General features: G+C 56.8%; 18 protein-coding genes and 1 tRNA gene. 4 read left to right on the forward strand and 15 right to left on the reverse strand.

Annotated elements, in window-relative coordinates; all coding sequences use genetic code 11:
• From X735_RS161740 to X735_RS0133555, 6 genes are all read right to left on the reverse strand, one after another.
• A complete protein-coding gene (locus X735_RS161740; RefSeq protein ID WP_023809238.1) occupies positions 1 to 492 on the reverse strand; it encodes a hypothetical protein in 492 nt (163 codons plus the stop codon).
• A 428-nt stretch (positions 493 to 920) separates the two neighbouring features.
• Positions 921 to 2,117 (reverse strand): IS256 family transposase, encoded by a 1,197-nt coding sequence (locus X735_RS161735; protein ID WP_023809239.1) that lies wholly within the window; start codon positions 2,115 to 2,117, stop codon positions 921 to 923.
• Positions 2,118 to 3,172: 1,055 nt separating this feature from the next.
• Positions 3,173 to 3,343, reverse strand: a complete 171-nt coding sequence (locus X735_RS1000000168560; RefSeq protein WP_023809240.1) for a hypothetical protein — start codon at positions 3,341 to 3,343, stop codon at positions 3,173 to 3,175.
• The gene (locus X735_RS161730; protein ID WP_155930542.1) at positions 3,343 to 3,573 is read right to left on the reverse strand and encodes a hypothetical protein; all 231 of its coding nucleotides are present in this window, start codon (positions 3,571 to 3,573) and stop codon (positions 3,343 to 3,345) included. The genes X735_RS1000000168560 and X735_RS161730 overlap by 1 nt, the downstream gene beginning before the upstream one ends.
• A gap of 2 nt (positions 3,574 to 3,575) precedes the next feature.
• A complete protein-coding gene (locus X735_RS161725) occupies positions 3,576 to 3,905 on the reverse strand; it encodes a hypothetical protein (RefSeq protein WP_023809242.1) in 330 nt (109 codons plus the stop codon).
• A gap of 78 nt (positions 3,906 to 3,983) precedes the next feature.
• Entirely contained in the window at positions 3,984 to 4,139 is a 156-nt protein-coding gene (locus X735_RS0133555) for a hypothetical protein (RefSeq protein WP_023809243.1), read from the reverse strand.
• 101 nt (positions 4,140 to 4,240) lie between these two features.
• Here X735_RS0133555 and X735_RS161720 point away from each other — a divergent pair, with 101 nt between their 5' ends.
• A complete protein-coding gene (locus tag X735_RS161720) occupies positions 4,241 to 4,633 on the forward strand; it encodes a hypothetical protein (RefSeq protein ID WP_023809244.1) in 393 nt (130 codons plus the stop codon).
• Between the two features lie 113 nt (positions 4,634 to 4,746).
• Here X735_RS161720 and X735_RS26115 read toward each other — a convergent pair whose 3' ends face one another.
• Complete coding sequence (locus X735_RS26115; protein WP_023809245.1) at positions 4,747 to 4,977, reverse strand: hypothetical protein; 231 nt, start codon at positions 4,975 to 4,977, stop codon at positions 4,747 to 4,749.
• An 816-nt stretch (positions 4,978 to 5,793) separates the two neighbouring features.
• On the opposite strand from X735_RS26115, the gene X735_RS161715 reads away from it, so the two are divergent.
• A complete protein-coding gene (locus X735_RS161715) occupies positions 5,794 to 6,285 on the forward strand; it encodes an exonuclease domain-containing protein (RefSeq protein ID WP_196815291.1) in 492 nt (163 codons plus the stop codon).
• A 394-nt stretch (positions 6,286 to 6,679) separates the two neighbouring features.
• Positions 6,680 to 6,937, forward strand: coding sequence for a hypothetical protein (locus X735_RS1000000168565; protein ID WP_155930544.1), 258 nt, complete (start codon positions 6,680 to 6,682; stop codon positions 6,935 to 6,937).
• 29 nt (positions 6,938 to 6,966) lie between these two features.
• Here the strand turns inward: X735_RS1000000168565 and X735_RS0133565 are convergent, their stop codons facing one another.
• From X735_RS0133565 to X735_RS161685, 8 genes are all read right to left on the reverse strand, one after another.
• Entirely contained in the window at positions 6,967 to 7,320 is a 354-nt protein-coding gene (locus tag X735_RS0133565; RefSeq protein WP_196815292.1) for a DUF2293 domain-containing protein, read from the reverse strand.
• Between the two features lie 229 nt (positions 7,321 to 7,549).
• Positions 7,550 to 7,963, reverse strand: a complete 414-nt coding sequence (locus X735_RS161710) for a hypothetical protein (RefSeq protein WP_023809250.1) — start codon at positions 7,961 to 7,963, stop codon at positions 7,550 to 7,552.
• A gap of 342 nt (positions 7,964 to 8,305) precedes the next feature.
• Positions 8,306 to 9,235: a hypothetical protein gene (locus X735_RS161705; protein ID WP_023809251.1), complete on the reverse strand. Its 930-nt coding sequence runs from the start codon at positions 9,233 to 9,235 to the stop codon at positions 8,306 to 8,308.
• Positions 9,232 to 10,029: a HipA family kinase gene (locus tag X735_RS161700; protein ID WP_023809252.1), complete on the reverse strand. Its 798-nt coding sequence runs from the start codon at positions 10,027 to 10,029 to the stop codon at positions 9,232 to 9,234. The genes X735_RS161705 and X735_RS161700 overlap by 4 nt, the downstream gene beginning before the upstream one ends.
• Before the next feature lie 66 nt (positions 10,030 to 10,095).
• Entirely contained in the window at positions 10,096 to 10,917 is an 822-nt protein-coding gene (locus X735_RS161695; protein WP_023809253.1) for a hypothetical protein, read from the reverse strand.
• Positions 10,914 to 11,366, reverse strand: a complete 453-nt coding sequence (locus tag X735_RS0133570; protein WP_023809254.1) for a hypothetical protein — start codon at positions 11,364 to 11,366, stop codon at positions 10,914 to 10,916. The genes X735_RS161695 and X735_RS0133570 overlap by 4 nt, the downstream gene beginning before the upstream one ends.
• Positions 11,367 to 11,522: 156 nt before the next feature.
• Positions 11,523 to 13,010 carry a hypothetical protein gene (locus X735_RS161690; protein ID WP_196815293.1) on the reverse strand — a complete coding sequence of 496 codons (1,488 nt, stop codon included), beginning with the start codon at positions 13,008 to 13,010 and terminating at the stop codon, positions 11,523 to 11,525.
• A 175-nt stretch (positions 13,011 to 13,185) separates the two neighbouring features.
• Positions 13,186 to 13,260 (reverse strand) — tRNA-Thr (locus X735_RS161685).
• A gap of 161 nt (positions 13,261 to 13,421) precedes the next feature.
• Here X735_RS161685 and X735_RS161680 point away from each other — a divergent pair.
• Positions 13,422 to 13,616, forward strand: coding sequence for a hypothetical protein (locus X735_RS161680; protein ID WP_023809256.1), 195 nt, complete (start codon positions 13,422 to 13,424; stop codon positions 13,614 to 13,616).
• The last annotated feature ends 145 nt before the right edge of the window (positions 13,617 to 13,761 follow it).

Consider the following 13,761-nt stretch of genomic DNA (forward strand, 5'->3'; position numbering starts at 1 on the left):
TTAATTTTCTCCTGTTGTTTTCCATTGTGGGAGCGACCAGCGCACTTGCTTGTCCAGCTGGTCGCGCATTCGATTGAGGCGCACGATTTCAGCGAGCGCCTTTTTCTTGACTGCAGGCGCAGTCATGTCTGCTGCTTCCAGGTCGGCGATCGCCCGCTCGATCTCTTTCCGTTTGTATCGGTTGATTGCGTCTGCAAGACCGGAAGCGGCATCGAGGAAAGCACCAACCATGCGCTCCGCCCGGCCGATCGAGGCGCGATAGGGCTCGCCCCACTCTTCGCGCCACTGCTCGTCGTCGTCGGCATCAAAGGCGGGCGGAGTGATGCCGACATAGTCGAGCACTTCCTCGATCACAGGCCAATTGCGGTCGCTGGGCAGATATTCGTTGAAGGGTTGCTTGGCGATTTTGTCGGTCGGATCACCTGCCTGTTTTGCAAGCTCGGCTTTCCGCTCGCGGTAGGCTCGCTGATATTCGGCTGCTGTTTTAGCCATAGTGGGCTCCGTTTCGTTCGATGCCATCAATTTAACATTTAACTGTTAAATGTCAATACTCGAAAACGAAGGGAGGTTCGCTTGCTCTCGCCGACATAGGAACGGGAGCTCCTCCTAAGCGTGACAACGTCACTTCGGATTGCCGGCAGGTCTCTTCCTGCCGAGCTTGTTAGAAAAAGCGTGAAGCTACCTGCCCGTCTCAAGCCTGGGGGAAAGTGCTGGTTCGACCTTCGCAATCGGCCGGCCAAATGCGAAATCGTTTCGTATTTGAAGTTCAACCGCCACGGACTTGAACCGTCGGCTAGACATTAAGACCGGGGTTCTGGATTGCGTTCTGAGACAACCGCTGTCTGGCACCACAGAAGCCCGACGCGGCTTTACGGGGTTGTGTGCGTCAAGTTCTGCAAAATGGGCGATCATGAAGCTGGTCATGTGGCTTGGCGTAGAGCGAGCTTCTTGTGCTCGCGCAGGTCGTCCATGTTGATGTATCGGTTGGCCTCCATCCAGTTTTCGTTGATCTCGACGGCGAGCGCCCTAACGAGGCGCAGGCAGCTTTCGGCGTTTGGGAAGATGCGCACGACATAGGTGCGCCGGCGGATTTCCTCGTTGAGCCGTTCGAGCATGTTGGTGGACTTTAGGTGCTTGTGATGCTGACGCGGCAGCCGGAAGAAAGTCAGCGTCTGTTCTATAGCTTCTTCCGCCCAGGTGGTCAGTCGCGGGTAGCGGGCGGACCATTTGGACAGCCATGCGGCGAGATCGGCCTTGGCCTCGGCGAGATCGCGCCGGTCGTAGAGCCAGCGCAGTTCCTGCAGGCAATCGTCGCCGTGCTTCCTGGGCAGGTGATCGAGCGCGTTCCTGAGGAAGTGGACGTAGCAGCGCTGCCATGCGGCTTCCGGGATCACCTCGCCGATCGCCGCGACCAGGCCGGCATGGTCGTCGGACACGGCCAGTTCGACGCCCTTGAGGCCGCGTCGTTTCAAGCCGACGAGGAAGTCCTTCCAGGCCGAGCGGCTCTCGCGATTGGCCATCTCCACGGCCAGGATCTGCCGGCGCCCGTCCCAGTCGATGCCGACCGCGATCAGCACCGCCTGGCTCATCACGATGCCGGCTTCGCGCACTTTCTCGTAGCGGGCATCGAGAATGAGGTAGGGGAATGGCTCCTGAAGCGGTCGTTCGGCAAACGCCTTCAGGCTCTCGTCCAAGCGCTTGTTGATGGCCGAGATCGACGAAGCCGAGAAGGCATGACCGCACAGCTCTTCCGTGATCGCCTTGACCTTCCGGGTCGACACGCCCTGCACATACATCTCCGCAAGCGTGGCCACCAAGGCCCGCTCGGAACGCTGGTAGCGCTCGAACAGCTCGGTGGAGAAACGACCGGCCCGGTCCTGCGGAACCCGCAGCTCAAGCTTGCCGACCCGGGTGACCCGGGTGCGGCCGTAGTAACCCGAGCGATACCCAAGGCGCTCGGGCGTCCGTTCGCCCTTCGAAGCACCCAGCGCCTCCTCCATCTCGGCCTCGAGAACCTCCTGCATTACTGCACGGATCACTTCGTGCAGCCCCTCCGGGTTCGAAAGCAGAATGTCTTTGACGGCAGCGCTGGTCGATTTACCTTCTGTCTTGGTCATGGTGGCGTTCCTTCNGCACGGATCACTTCGTGCAGCCCCTCCGGGTTCGAAAGCAGAATGTCTTTGACGGCAGCGCTGGTCGATTTACCTTCTGTCTTGGTCATGGTGGCGTTCCTTCCAGGGAATCGGTGACGTTGAACATCACCAGCCTGCCATGACCGCCCTCTCTCAGCGAATTTGCAGAACTCTCAGCACACTACCCTTTACGGAGGAAAGCTCCTTCGACAAACCGAACTGCTCGTAGTCCTGCCGGGCGATCGGCGTCAGCAGTCGGGCGACAAGACGCAGGGGTTGGCGGTCCGGTCTTTTTAATTCTGGTAAGGGTTATAGCAAAGATCGTCCGGCCTGTTCGTTGTGGGTGTCGCTTTCTTGAAGCAAAAATGATGGGACCGACATCTTAGGTGCGGCCGACTGATCCGTTCGGTTACTCATGGGTTGGGCGCGCCGAGGGAAATCCCAGAAGGCCGTCGGCAACCAAGGCGCGGATTCAACCAATCAACTATTGAGTTCCTGACCACCGATCAATTCGCTCACCCACACTGGCGCCGGTGCTCCTTGGTCTTTAAGCGCGCCCTGTGTGTGCTCGTCTCTACGCGATGGCTCGGTTGGGCCTTCATATGGGGGAAGCGTTTACCCGGTTCAGGTGATCGCTGGTGGTTGTCGTTGAATAGCTTTTTAGCCTTGGGCCTTTTAGCTTTGCGGGTGATTGGGCTCTTTGGTGCTGCTTCTGTCAGGGGAGCTCGCTGAGCGCTATCCGTTCTCTGGCCGCTGTCTGTTTGTCGCTGGAGTGTGTTGGCTGCTGCTGGTGAGCTTGCCTGTCAGATTTAGGGTGCGTTCGCTTTGGTTGCCGGAGTGCGAAAATAAATTCGGGCGTCGGTTTTGCAACTTAGTGGAAACTTAGGGTAAACCAGTTGTCATGTTGCGGATGATGACTTTACAGGAAGTAGTTTACATCGCCGGAAACCGTGGCCTGGCTGGGAGTGGACCTGGCCTAGGGAATGGTTGACCTGTCGGGCCTGGTGACAACCCGTGGGATCCGGCGCCCAAGGGATCGATCAGGCGCTCTGTGCGGAGCTGAAGGTGAAGATCGGCCCTTGGTCCGTTTTGGTGCGCTGGAGGGTCTGATACATCAACTTGCCTAGGTTGGTGCATATCTCCTCGCTGGGGAACGGACCGAGCTGCTGTATCTTGGGCGGTTCGCTGCCGCAGATGAGAATGGTGATCATCAGCCAAGTCGATTACGGATGCGCCTGGCGCCGGCGGCTGTTTTGCGCTTGCGCTTGCTGGCCTCAATCACAGCATGGCCTGTGGCAAATGAGATAGCGACGGCATGGTGCGGGTTGTCTGGGTATTCCGGGTCGAAGACCATGATATCCGTGCCGACGCTGAGTTCGTATTTCGGCGCGTGGGTTTGGAGCAACGTTACGACGGCTTTACGCACTGATGCTGGTGTCATGGTCAGCCCCGTGGTGGTGTGCGTCTTCCAGGTTTCGCACCGAGTGACTGGACAGCGCCGACGGCGGCCCTAGCCACTGCACGCTGCGGATCTATCTTTTTGGTAGGTGGCTTAGGTTTCAATGGGCCTTTCGTCGCCATGAACGCCTTGGCGGCCTCGAGACCATCTTCCGCTTTGTCGACCGCGTCGATCGAGTGGGCGTCTATGTGGTAGACCATATCATCGACGCGGAAGAAGACACCGTCACGCGTCTCTGCAATGTCGTGATCGGCAAATTGCTTAGCGAGCGCGGTTGAAAGAATTTTCAGTATCTCTTGTCGGCTCGCGCCCATCGTGTGCTCCCCTGGTTAACCATGGGCTGTCTTACGCAAAGGAAAGAGCCGACGCAATGCCGGCTCTTTCCTGGCAGGTCATATCGGATAGGAACGGAAACCGATGCCCTGCCTGCCGGTGTTGTTCTTGATCAACACGACCGCCTTCTGCGCGTCGATGGCGTGCTTCTTTCCGCAGCCGCTGCAATAGACCACGCCTTCGATGATCTCCTCGGCCGTGGGAAAGGGCATCATCTTTTCACGGCCGCTTCGATTGAACGATCTGGCCCCTTGACTGTCGCCGGCCACCGCTGGTTTCTATATACGCCTACCGCAATCGATTGGAGCTTAGCGTAATGTTTTCCGAACACCCCGGCAGGCGGATCGCCATCGCAGGAGCGGTCGCTCTAGTAGCGATTCTGTGGTTGATGCCCCGCGAATTGCGGCAAACTATTGGCCTGAAATTGACCTACGGATTCGGGGCTATGCTGCCGGCTATTGTGGTAGGCGGGTTGACGGGCTGGCTGTCCTATAAAGTTAGTATTTGGTTTTGGGCCAATTTTATCCTTATCCTGATTACTATAATTGCTACATTTACTAACCCTTTATTGGGATGGAACATTGCTGCAGGCGCGGCCTACCTCTGCATCCCGCTGGCTTTCTACGTGTATAGTGTCCAGAAATCCGAATCCCCGGAACTACAGGCTGCGGAAAAGAAGCGGATCAATCCGGAGGACGAACCATGGTGAACCCGCTTTCTAAAAACGAACGTTTTGGCGTGACGACGGGCGGTGCGCTTTAATCCTTGTTAACCGATTAAAGCGCCCCGGCTTTCCTATCGACCCATTGCTTCAGCCAGGCGTCATAGGCTGCGTGGTCGACGATGTTGCCCATAAAGAAGACCTGCGGGATCCTTGGCGGCCTTGCGCAGGCGGAAGGTGTTCCACAGCACGAAGCCAGTCATGTGGCCGCCGGGCCAAGCCTTGGAGTCCTGATCGACCTGTTCCGCCGGCGTTCTGCCGTGGGCGCGGGCATAATTGGCGTAGCGAGGATTCCAGGCGGCGATGAAAGCGCGCGTCAGACGTCGCCGCACGCAGTGTCCGGATTGTTTCGTGACGATCGTTCGAGTTTTAACTGGCCGCCGCTGGAACGGCCGCCAGATCAGCTCGGCCGGTATAGCTCGGGGTAAATTATCCGTGAGGTTTAGCGACCTTGGCCGTTTTAGGAGCAGCGGGTCGAGACACGTCTTAGCGTGCCGCAATAGGTCCACCATAACCGATGGCGTGGGGACAGACGAGCGGTGGAGGCATTGCGCCAAGGCCATCGCAATGCGTTTCCCGAAGTCATAGCGTTCTGGACCGCAAACGCTCGGACATGACGCCGCGACAACAATAGCCCGAATATTGGATTGGCGCGATAGGACCATGCGCACCGTCGAAAGCGGCTTGTCGCTGCACCCGCCGATGTCTGGTCAGGAGACTTCCAGTTCCCGGGAAGGCTGATCAATTTAGCGTCAAATGCCCGTATGCCATCAGAACGCAGACCATATGCGCGCGTTCGTGTAACCCATGGGGTGAGGCGCTTCCGTTTCCACAATCTTGGTGGCGCCAGAAGGCATCCGGATAGATGGACCGTGGCATTCCTAGGACTTCGTGTCTGGGGCGTTTCTCCCACGAAGATATGTCGGTTGGTTCCTGGCGTTTCGGGAGCGCAGGTCCTCGCGATGGGAGCCCAGCAGGAATTGGCACGCACGTAGGCACAGAGCGTCTAGAACCGCCAAATAACGTTCTGTTCGACAACCGCGGACAACGGCACACTGGTCTAATCCGATATGAATGCCCCCCTCCGATGCATTCCAACTTGCTTCATGGGCGAAGCTTTTTGCATAGTTGGCCAGGACGGGCGGCATATGCCTTTTATCTTCTACGACACAGAAACGACCGGCGCTGATCGGTCCTTCGATCAGATACTGCAGTTCGCGGCGGCTCTGACCGACGACGATTTGAATGTGATCGACAGCTTTGAGATCCGCTGTCGGCTGCTCCCACACACTGTCCCATCGCCAGACGCGATGGTGGTCACTGGCGTGCGTGTAGATCAGCTGTTCGACTTGCAGATCCCCTCGCACCACAAGATGTGCGGGCGAATTCATGAGGTCTTGACGGCTTGGTCTCCCGCGCCCACGGTCGCCTATAATTCGGTCAGTTGTGATGAGGAGTTGCTTCGGCGAGCATTCTGTTCGAGCCTTCTTCCGATCTATCTCATTAACGCCCGCGCAATTCGCGATTGGGCGTCATGCCACTTGCGATTGCCGCATACACGCTCGCGGCCAGAGGCTTCGACTAGTCTATCAATCACAAAGGCCGGACAAGGTTCTGAACGGATGCATACTGCCGATTGACCGGATAGAAGCAGGTTACCTTGGAGAGGACATGCCGACTTGTAATACTTGCGGCGAGGAGATCGAATTCCGCTATTTCAACGGTAGGCGAACGCCTATTCATCGAAACGGCGGCGGGTGCTCTGGCCCTCGCACTGGATCTCGCGGGACAGTGGCACACGCCTTCGTAACGACTATCTCCTATGTCAACCCAAACGCGGACTGCCCCGTGTGCGGTGAGCGAGTGTTCTACTACCAGAGTCCCCATGGTGGCCGAGTATTCTTCAACGATCTAGGCTGGCCTTGGGAGAAGCACGGATGCACCGACAATCCCCGCTCCCAGCAAGGACCAATCAAACTGCGAGCCACAAGCGTCATTAGGCCTCTCCGGAGCTCTGCCGGTGAGCTGCTCGATTTGTATGAGCTGCGCGGGATCGGAGAACAGGGCGACCTCCTTCACATGTATTTCGGCAGGATTGGCGCAAATACGAGTTTCAATGCATCTTTGGCACTTAGTGCTTTGCGCATGCTGGACATCACCAAAGCCGACCTGACGTCCGCCCCATCATTCGTCGTGCGTAGCTTCGAGACCAACCGTCTTATCGAATTTATTTCCGGCCGGAAGAAACGGATCGACCGTTTCACCGCACAACGATCCCGCCGCGCCGATTGAATGCAATCTGGCCCGCGAGCCCGACCCGCTCAAGCATCACGTGGCAGTCGCGCCAAGCGCAGTTTGATCGCTGGCTCGCGCCATGCCCGAAGAATGTCAGCGATCTGTTTGGCAACGAAGGCCCGCGCTTCGTCTCGTGTCATCATTTTGGCGCGAATAAGCTCGTCATAGTCGGTGAGAGAATGGCGGACGTGTTTCTGCAATTCGAGACCAACCGCCGTGCCAAGCTTGTGTCCGTTCCAGTCTCTTGCGCTAACCCTCGCTGCTATCGTGAGGCACGTCTTCTTTGGGCAGCCCGGGTGATGAATACGCATGTGCTGCAACACAAGATCGAAGGAAAATGTGCTCGGTGGGTTCGGTTTCGAGTGGTCGCTATCTGACATCGTCAATCCGCAAAAGCTCATTGAATCGAGATGGACGCTCGGGTGGAGAACTCGATTTAGGATTAGAAGATCCGTCTTAGGCTCTGCACACGCTCGAGTGTCGGAGGCGGGTCGGTGTCCCCACTCGCGAGCCGGATGAATTCGATCCACTCACGTTCATTCGATGTGAGGGCTCTTTCTGAAATACGCTTTTGGAAACCGACTACGAAGACGCCGTCTTCAGCCCCGCTCATTTGCCAACGATCCCGCGAAGAGACGCCCTCGACCTGGATGTGAGGCTCGGATCCGAATAGTCGGACGCCTTTCGGATTTCCTCCAACCATGCGGTCTCGTTTTCAGTCACGAGGGTCCCGAAGATCTTCCGGATCGCCAATTCTGTCGTGTCCCCGCTGAGCTGCTCGACTGCCATCATAAACAAAAGTGCAGGATCGCACTCCAGCGCTTTAGCTAAGGCTGGGACGCGGTCGAGTGGTAGCTTGCTGTTGCCGGCCTTGATGTTAGTGAGCATGTTGTGTTGGGCGAAGCCGGCTTCGCTCGATATGAGCGACTGAGTCTTTCGCGACTTCAGTTCGAGAATGCGCCTTTCTACGTATCTAGCTAGCCTAGTTTCAGAGTAAGGTTTATTTTCTTTATGTTTCTTCATCGATCTTCTTCCTATCTCACAGCATTTATGCGCTTCAAGTTTAGAATTATAGCGATCGACATATGGATTATTTCATCATCGACATGGCGTAATGCTTTCTGTGACATTCGCCAACAGGCTTTTCTGGCAGTATCTACACTTTGGGCGCATCCGAGATAGAGGCGCGCGGCTTGGGCCGGAGGTTTAGGACCTCATTAGAAGGTGCAGTGACTTCCTCTTCAACCAAGCCCGACGGTGGTTGTCGGTGGCGTTAGAGCGCGCAGCCAATAGAGCGAGCTAAAACCGTAAAAGAATTCTGGACGATCATCCGCTACCTCATGACCTGACCAAGGCAGCGTCCATTCATGCGGCCGCGTCATAAGAAATGATGCGTTCACCAATCGCAGGCACGCTATCCATCGCGAGAAGTCGGAGTTCTTCTTGGTCCGCCTGAGCTTCAAGGGCGTGTAGCGCCTCTGCGATGGTGTCCTGTTGCTGCTGCGTGACTTGAGGATCATTCTGCGGAGGACGATGAAGTATCATCTCGTGCGCCCGCGCAAATGCAACGGCGGGCTCGCGATCTCGATCAACCTTCAAGTCCCACAGCCGTCGTTTGATGAGATAGACAGATTGTGTGATAGCGTGCGCTCGTAGCGTTCCAAAATTGGCCACCAATTTCGGACCAGCGAAATCAATCACTATCCGGTGGCTACCGCCTTTCGTTCGCCGCGCTCGGCCTTGCCGAAGGTCCGCGCTGAAATACCCGCCATATCCTTCCCGATGCCCTTTCACGTAATCGCAAACGAGGAATGGCAATCGGTCGCCGCTGCCACCGTTCTCCGAGGCGGCAACGAGGTCGACCGTCTCCTCTGGGATTTTGACTAGTCCTGTTCCAGGCGGAACATAGAGTGATGAAAGGGCCAGCATCCAGCTTTGCGCGAGCGCCTCCAGGCTCACGCCCTCACCCTCTTGGCAAGGGCCGAACAGTATACCTGACAACGGCGGGTCGGGTGTCAGCAACGCATTGACGGACCGCTGCGACAGGTCGCGTCTTAGATAGTCAGCTGCCAACGCAATGGCCTTCACGGCCGCTCCGGCTTCGTCGCCATAGAGGCAATTCAGCCTATACAAGGCATTCGCGATTTCCAGATGGAACCCATCAGCATTTGCGGCTGCGACGCCGACAACTAGACGCTCGAAAGAGCCCGAAATCGGCTCCAGCAGAATCGGCGCCCAATGCGCTTGGACTCTACGTTCCAATGACGGAAAATTGCGAATGTCGAAACTGTTCATACGATCACCGGGACGCCAAGAGCCTTGCTTGCTTCAGGGGTGATTTTACCGACGCGGCCCTCAATAAAGGCCTTCACAGCATTGACGCTATCTGCCGGCAATAGGTCCGCCACGCGACTTGATGTCGAGACTTCGGTTGCATCGAAACCGGCAATAGAAGCCTCCAACGCGGTCGCCTCCTGCTTTCGTGCGGTTCGTTGGGCTGCAGACAATATCGGCGTCATCCAGTCTTCCAATCGGTTCTTGAAATCCTTCGCCGGGTCAAGATCGGCCGCGCTCCACGCTGGTCCGGAGAAACCATGTCCGTGGTCGATGATCCACGCGTCGCCAGAACTGCCAAATAGAAGATTTCCGCAGTGGCGGTCGACGTTGGCGATCCACGCGTCGAACGCGTAGAGCCGCCCGAGGTCGGCCCACTTTGCAACTTCGGCAAGAAGTGCTTGCTGGCCGGCGATATCCGCGCCCGTCAACCGGAACGTCAGGTTAGGCACCTTCACGTTTGTGCTGACAAAAACAAGGCGCGACCCGTCCGGCAGAGCCGGGGCCTTCGACACGGCAAGCACGCCTGGACGGACGCGTCCAATAAAAGCCTCCGGAATTGGTAGGCCAACGTGCCGTGCGAGGGAGAAAGCCAGCAGTTCGTTGCACAATTGGATCAAATCGAGATCCTTGATAACCGCTTGCCTCACATTTCCGCCCTCAAGAAGAATTTGTCCACGATAGGTGTCGTTGACGTTGCCTTCTTTGAAAGGCGACGCGCCACGTAGCACAGTTGCGAGGCGAATTTCGGTCATGTTCCCTCAATCAATCGCGGTCCGAGTTACAAGGATTGCTGGTCGTCGTCGCACTACTATCGGTCGTCATGCGATACCACGCACAGCCACAAAGTATGGACCGACTGTTCCTACCTCAGCATCCAAGTCCAATCCGTTGAACACGCGCCGCAGCGCAGACTGGCCCGATACAAGTGGCTCAACTGCGCAAAACAGCTCGAACCCGTGCTTATGCGCCGCGCCGACTGACGTAGCACCCCCCACCGTTCGATCCGAACCTTCAGCCACCATCTTCTCGATTACTCGGAGAGGAACCCGACTATCAATGTGTTCTTCAGTAGCCATGTATTCCCCTAGTGTTGACCTGAACGTTTTCGCCGCACTACCAAGCACCAGCCACGGCTCACCTTGTGCTGCGGGCTGCTCTGGGGTCGAATATTCGACCCTGAAGCTACCTCCGTCATCTCGGCCGTCTATGTAAGCAACTTTGTATTCTTCTTCGTGTGGGCACCATCCAAAGAATGCAGCTGAGAACTTGCCGTCCATTCCAAAGCGACGACTGTCTTGCATGAACCGGTTAGCGAGCCGACATACGAGCTTGGCCATCTCGTTGAATGTGGGAGGGTTCAGGCGGTCGCCCGGGCGGACCAATTTCTGAAGGAACGTGGAGGCTGTGACAGCGGTCATTGTGGCTGGCGACGTCGATCCGGCATACACAAATCCGTATTGGGTCCAGAAGTGAGGTATCCGCACTTCGCCACCCGGGACCTGTGCACTGATCGCGACTGGAATCACGTAAATCTTGGACGCAATCTCCATCGTTGGGTTGTCTTCCGCACCGCCGACGAGACGTGTATCCGCGGCGCACCACAAAAAATCGTCTTCAAGCCAAACGACGGCTATCGTCATGATGAATGACCGCGATCTGAGGACCCTGCACCGGATGCGAATGACCACGCTCTGTTCAAGACCGTATGCGCCTCCTCTATGAGGCGGGCATCGCGCTCCCATTGCCCTTCTGGCCCGCCGGTGAACTTCTCGCCATGAATATAGCTGTTCCGGACTCGGCATACGCCGTTAACTATCAGCTCCGCAACATTGGCTAAGGGCTTGGGGTTCTGCGGCGACCAATTCAGGTCCGCAAGAAGCTGGCGTGGCGGATGACCTATTAGCGTGTTGGCAATCCCGTCCTTTACCACTTGATCAAAAAACTTTGCTCCAAGGTCCTTTGCGAAGCCATCCCAGTCTGCCTGAGCATCCTTCTTGTTCTTCCGGACATAATTGCACCGTTTAAGCGAATACTCTATTCGACGGAAATCGGCCGTGAACGCTTCCGCTAATTTCTCAGGATTGCTCATTTCCTACCCCCGCATGAAGCTTACGAAAAAGAACGGGGGCAGGCTACGAGTTCTTTTTGAGAAAGTTACCGATCGGATTCCACACTCCATTGGCCTTGCTGCGCAACGTTGTTCTTGGTCCATGGCAACGACGGAGGACTTGGCGCCGGCGAAGCCTCAGGACGACAAATCGTAGTGAGGGAATTTTTCCAGTGCCGCCTTCTTTGCGGCAATCGTCACGTCGCCATAATTGTCGCCGGCGGTCTTTCCTGCATGGCCCTGGACCGCATCAAGAGTCCGGCCGGAGACTCCCTGCTCCAGTCCAACTGTCTTAAAGCGATGCCGCCAGCCATGGTTCGGGCTCACGCCTTCAGGTATTAGGTCCAGGGACTGAAGCCACTGGCTGACGCGACCGGCGACGGTGCGCGCCGCTGAGATACCATCCGTGCGGTTAGTATGGAACAGCGGGCCTTCTGGCGCGGCATCGACGAAAGTCATAAAGCCCATTTCGACCAGTTGCAGGTGTAATGGCACGTCCCGGTAGCCACCTGCCTTTACCGTGCCAGCATCCGGGGTGATCCGCATGACATAGGTCTCGCCTTCCTTGCGGAAGTCTTGCTTTCGGAGCTGAGTGACTTCTGCAATGCGCGCGCCGGTGAAAGCACATAGGAGCGGAGACCATTTCTTCGCAGCCGTTGTAGGTGGAGCTTCGGTAGTTCGGGGATTGTCAGTTTTGGCTGGAACGTAGTCGCGGGCCTTGCGGAGAATCGCAATCGCCTCAGGCAGCGTGAAACCCTTCTCGCGGCTGAGGGGCTTTTTCGGCGCGTCCTGCCTAACCCGCTCGGCGACATTCGATTGCAGGCGGTCGTTGTTCACAGCCCATGACAAGACGGTGCGCACCGACGCAAGGTCAACGTGGGCCACCGTTTTTGCAGACAGTGTCGTCAATCGCGCATCGCGCCATTCCAACAGATTCTGCTTTGTAAGGCGTCGGGCATCATTATGGCCGATGAATTTGGTAAGGTTGGCAAACACCGGCTTCCAGCGCCTTTCGGCCTCCCTGCCCTTCCCAACTGCCTTGCGGGACTTGATATAGTCGACCAACAATCCCTCTAGCGGGACTGGAGGAAGTTCCTCGTCAAGCGGCTGCGCCTTGGCGATGAGGGGATGGGTCGGCTTGCCTGTGAAGTCGCCCTCATCCCGTTCGGCAACTCGAGACAATGCCTCGTATTCAGAAATGCATATGTATCGCGCCAACTCGCGCCATTCATCAGTTCCGAATTCGGCAGTCGTGTTTCCTATCGCTCGAAAACGGTCAATGCGATGTTCGACCAATTCAGCAAGATCACGATCGTTCAATTGGCCGGCTATACCCCGTCGCAAATGGGCGACCTCGCCATCATCAATGGAACTGGAGGCCCACTGCGGGCCTGCATTCCTAAGCCGCTCATCTTGGGCGAGACGATCGTTGTAGTTTCGCAGGGCTATCTGATCGAAAGGCAACGGATAGCGGCCGATCGCGACAGGCCGATTGCCCGCCTCTGCGGCACGACGCTCACCGAGTGCGATCTTATGCTGAAGGGCAGCAATGGCGCCTGGAAGAGTCTTCAGTGCCGTCCTGTAGTCGGGTCCAAGGGCTGTTCGCAGCTCTGTCTTGCCGTCCATGAAAGGCCGAAGGTCCTTCGGGACCACAAGCCGGCCAAAATAGCGACCGTCTCGATTCAGGAGATTTCGAACTCGCCCCGCCATCTTTTTTTCCATTTTGTTACACAATTTGTAACGTCAGAATGGACAAGAAGCGTTGCAAGTCAAGGGTTTCAGCAATTTCAATGGGATATGATGGTGCTGCGAGAGAGGATTGAACTCTCGACCTCTCCCTTACCAAGGGAGTGCTCTACCACTGAGCTACCGCAGCCGCTGATGGCGGGGCTTCTGCCATATCGAACCGGCAAGCGCAAGGCCAAGCGCAACGCTTCTGTGAAAGCCTTTGCCGGATAGCTTTTAATGACATGGGGGCGCCACAATGTTGGCTATCCCTGAATGGCGGGCTGGCTGCTCACGGGCCAGAGCGGGACAATGGATGACAAGGCAATTCCAGTGAAAAAGGATGGTCCACCGAATAACAGCGCAACAATCCGCAAGGATAGGCTGGCAGAGCAATTGCGCGCCAATCTGCAGAAGCGCAAGGCGCAGTCACGCTCGCGGCGCACCGGAGATGCAGATCAACGGCCGGACGGGCTCGCTGCATCGAAGGAAATACAAAAAGATTAACTCAAATCGGCCACTCTTGGCCCGGGGTGGGCGAAATCCCATTTCTTGAACCAGCGTAATTCTTGAACCAGATCGGCCAATGGTCTAGACGGGCCGCTACTCAAACGATTGAACCGGCCCTGTTTGGCCGAGAGGGACTTTCTTC

The organism is Mesorhizobium sp. L2C084A000, from assembly GCF_000502875.1.
Lineage (GTDB): Bacteria > Pseudomonadota > Alphaproteobacteria > Rhizobiales > Rhizobiaceae > Mesorhizobium.

Bases quoted from the DNA above. Each gene is read 5' to 3' on its own strand.
- X735_RS161740 (WP_023809238.1), bottom strand. From the start codon at position 492: ATGGCTAAAACAGCAGCCGAATATCAGCGAGCCTACCGCGAGCGGAAA.
- X735_RS161735 (WP_023809239.1), bottom strand. From the start codon at position 2,117: ATGACCAAGACAGAAGGTAAATCGACCAGCGCTGCCGTCAAAGACATT.
- X735_RS1000000168560 (WP_023809240.1), bottom strand. From the start codon at position 3,343: ATGATCACCATTCTCATCTGCGGCAGCGAACCGCCCAAGATACAGCAG.
- X735_RS161730 (WP_155930542.1), bottom strand. From the start codon at position 3,573: ATGACACCAGCATCAGTGCGTAAAGCCGTCGTAACGTTGCTCCAAACC.
- X735_RS161725 (WP_023809242.1), bottom strand. From the start codon at position 3,905: ATGGGCGCGAGCCGACAAGAGATACTGAAAATTCTTTCAACCGCGCTC.
- X735_RS0133555 (WP_023809243.1), bottom strand. From the start codon at position 4,139: ATGATGCCCTTTCCCACGGCCGAGGAGATCATCGAAGGCGTGGTCTAT.
- X735_RS161720 (WP_023809244.1), top strand. From the start codon at position 4,241: ATGTTTTCCGAACACCCCGGCAGGCGGATCGCCATCGCAGGAGCGGTC.
- X735_RS161715 (WP_196815291.1), top strand. From the start codon at position 5,794: ATGCCTTTTATCTTCTACGACACAGAAACGACCGGCGCTGATCGGTCC.
- X735_RS0133565 (WP_196815292.1), bottom strand. From the start codon at position 7,320: ATGTCAGATAGCGACCACTCGAAACCGAACCCACCGAGCACATTTTCC.
- X735_RS161710 (WP_023809250.1), bottom strand. From the start codon at position 7,963: ATGAAGAAACATAAAGAAAATAAACCTTACTCTGAAACTAGGCTAGCT.
- X735_RS161705 (WP_023809251.1), bottom strand. From the start codon at position 9,235: ATGAACAGTTTCGACATTCGCAATTTTCCGTCATTGGAACGTAGAGTC.
- X735_RS161700 (WP_023809252.1), bottom strand. From the start codon at position 10,029: ATGACCGAAATTCGCCTCGCAACTGTGCTACGTGGCGCGTCGCCTTTC.
- X735_RS161695 (WP_023809253.1), bottom strand. From the start codon at position 10,917: ATGACGATAGCCGTCGTTTGGCTTGAAGACGATTTTTTGTGGTGCGCC.
- X735_RS0133570 (WP_023809254.1), bottom strand. From the start codon at position 11,366: ATGAGCAATCCTGAGAAATTAGCGGAAGCGTTCACGGCCGATTTCCGT.
- X735_RS161690 (WP_196815293.1), bottom strand. From the start codon at position 13,010: ATGGACGGCAAGACAGAGCTGCGAACAGCCCTTGGACCCGACTACAGG.
- X735_RS161680 (WP_023809256.1), top strand. From the start codon at position 13,422: ATGGATGACAAGGCAATTCCAGTGAAAAAGGATGGTCCACCGAATAAC.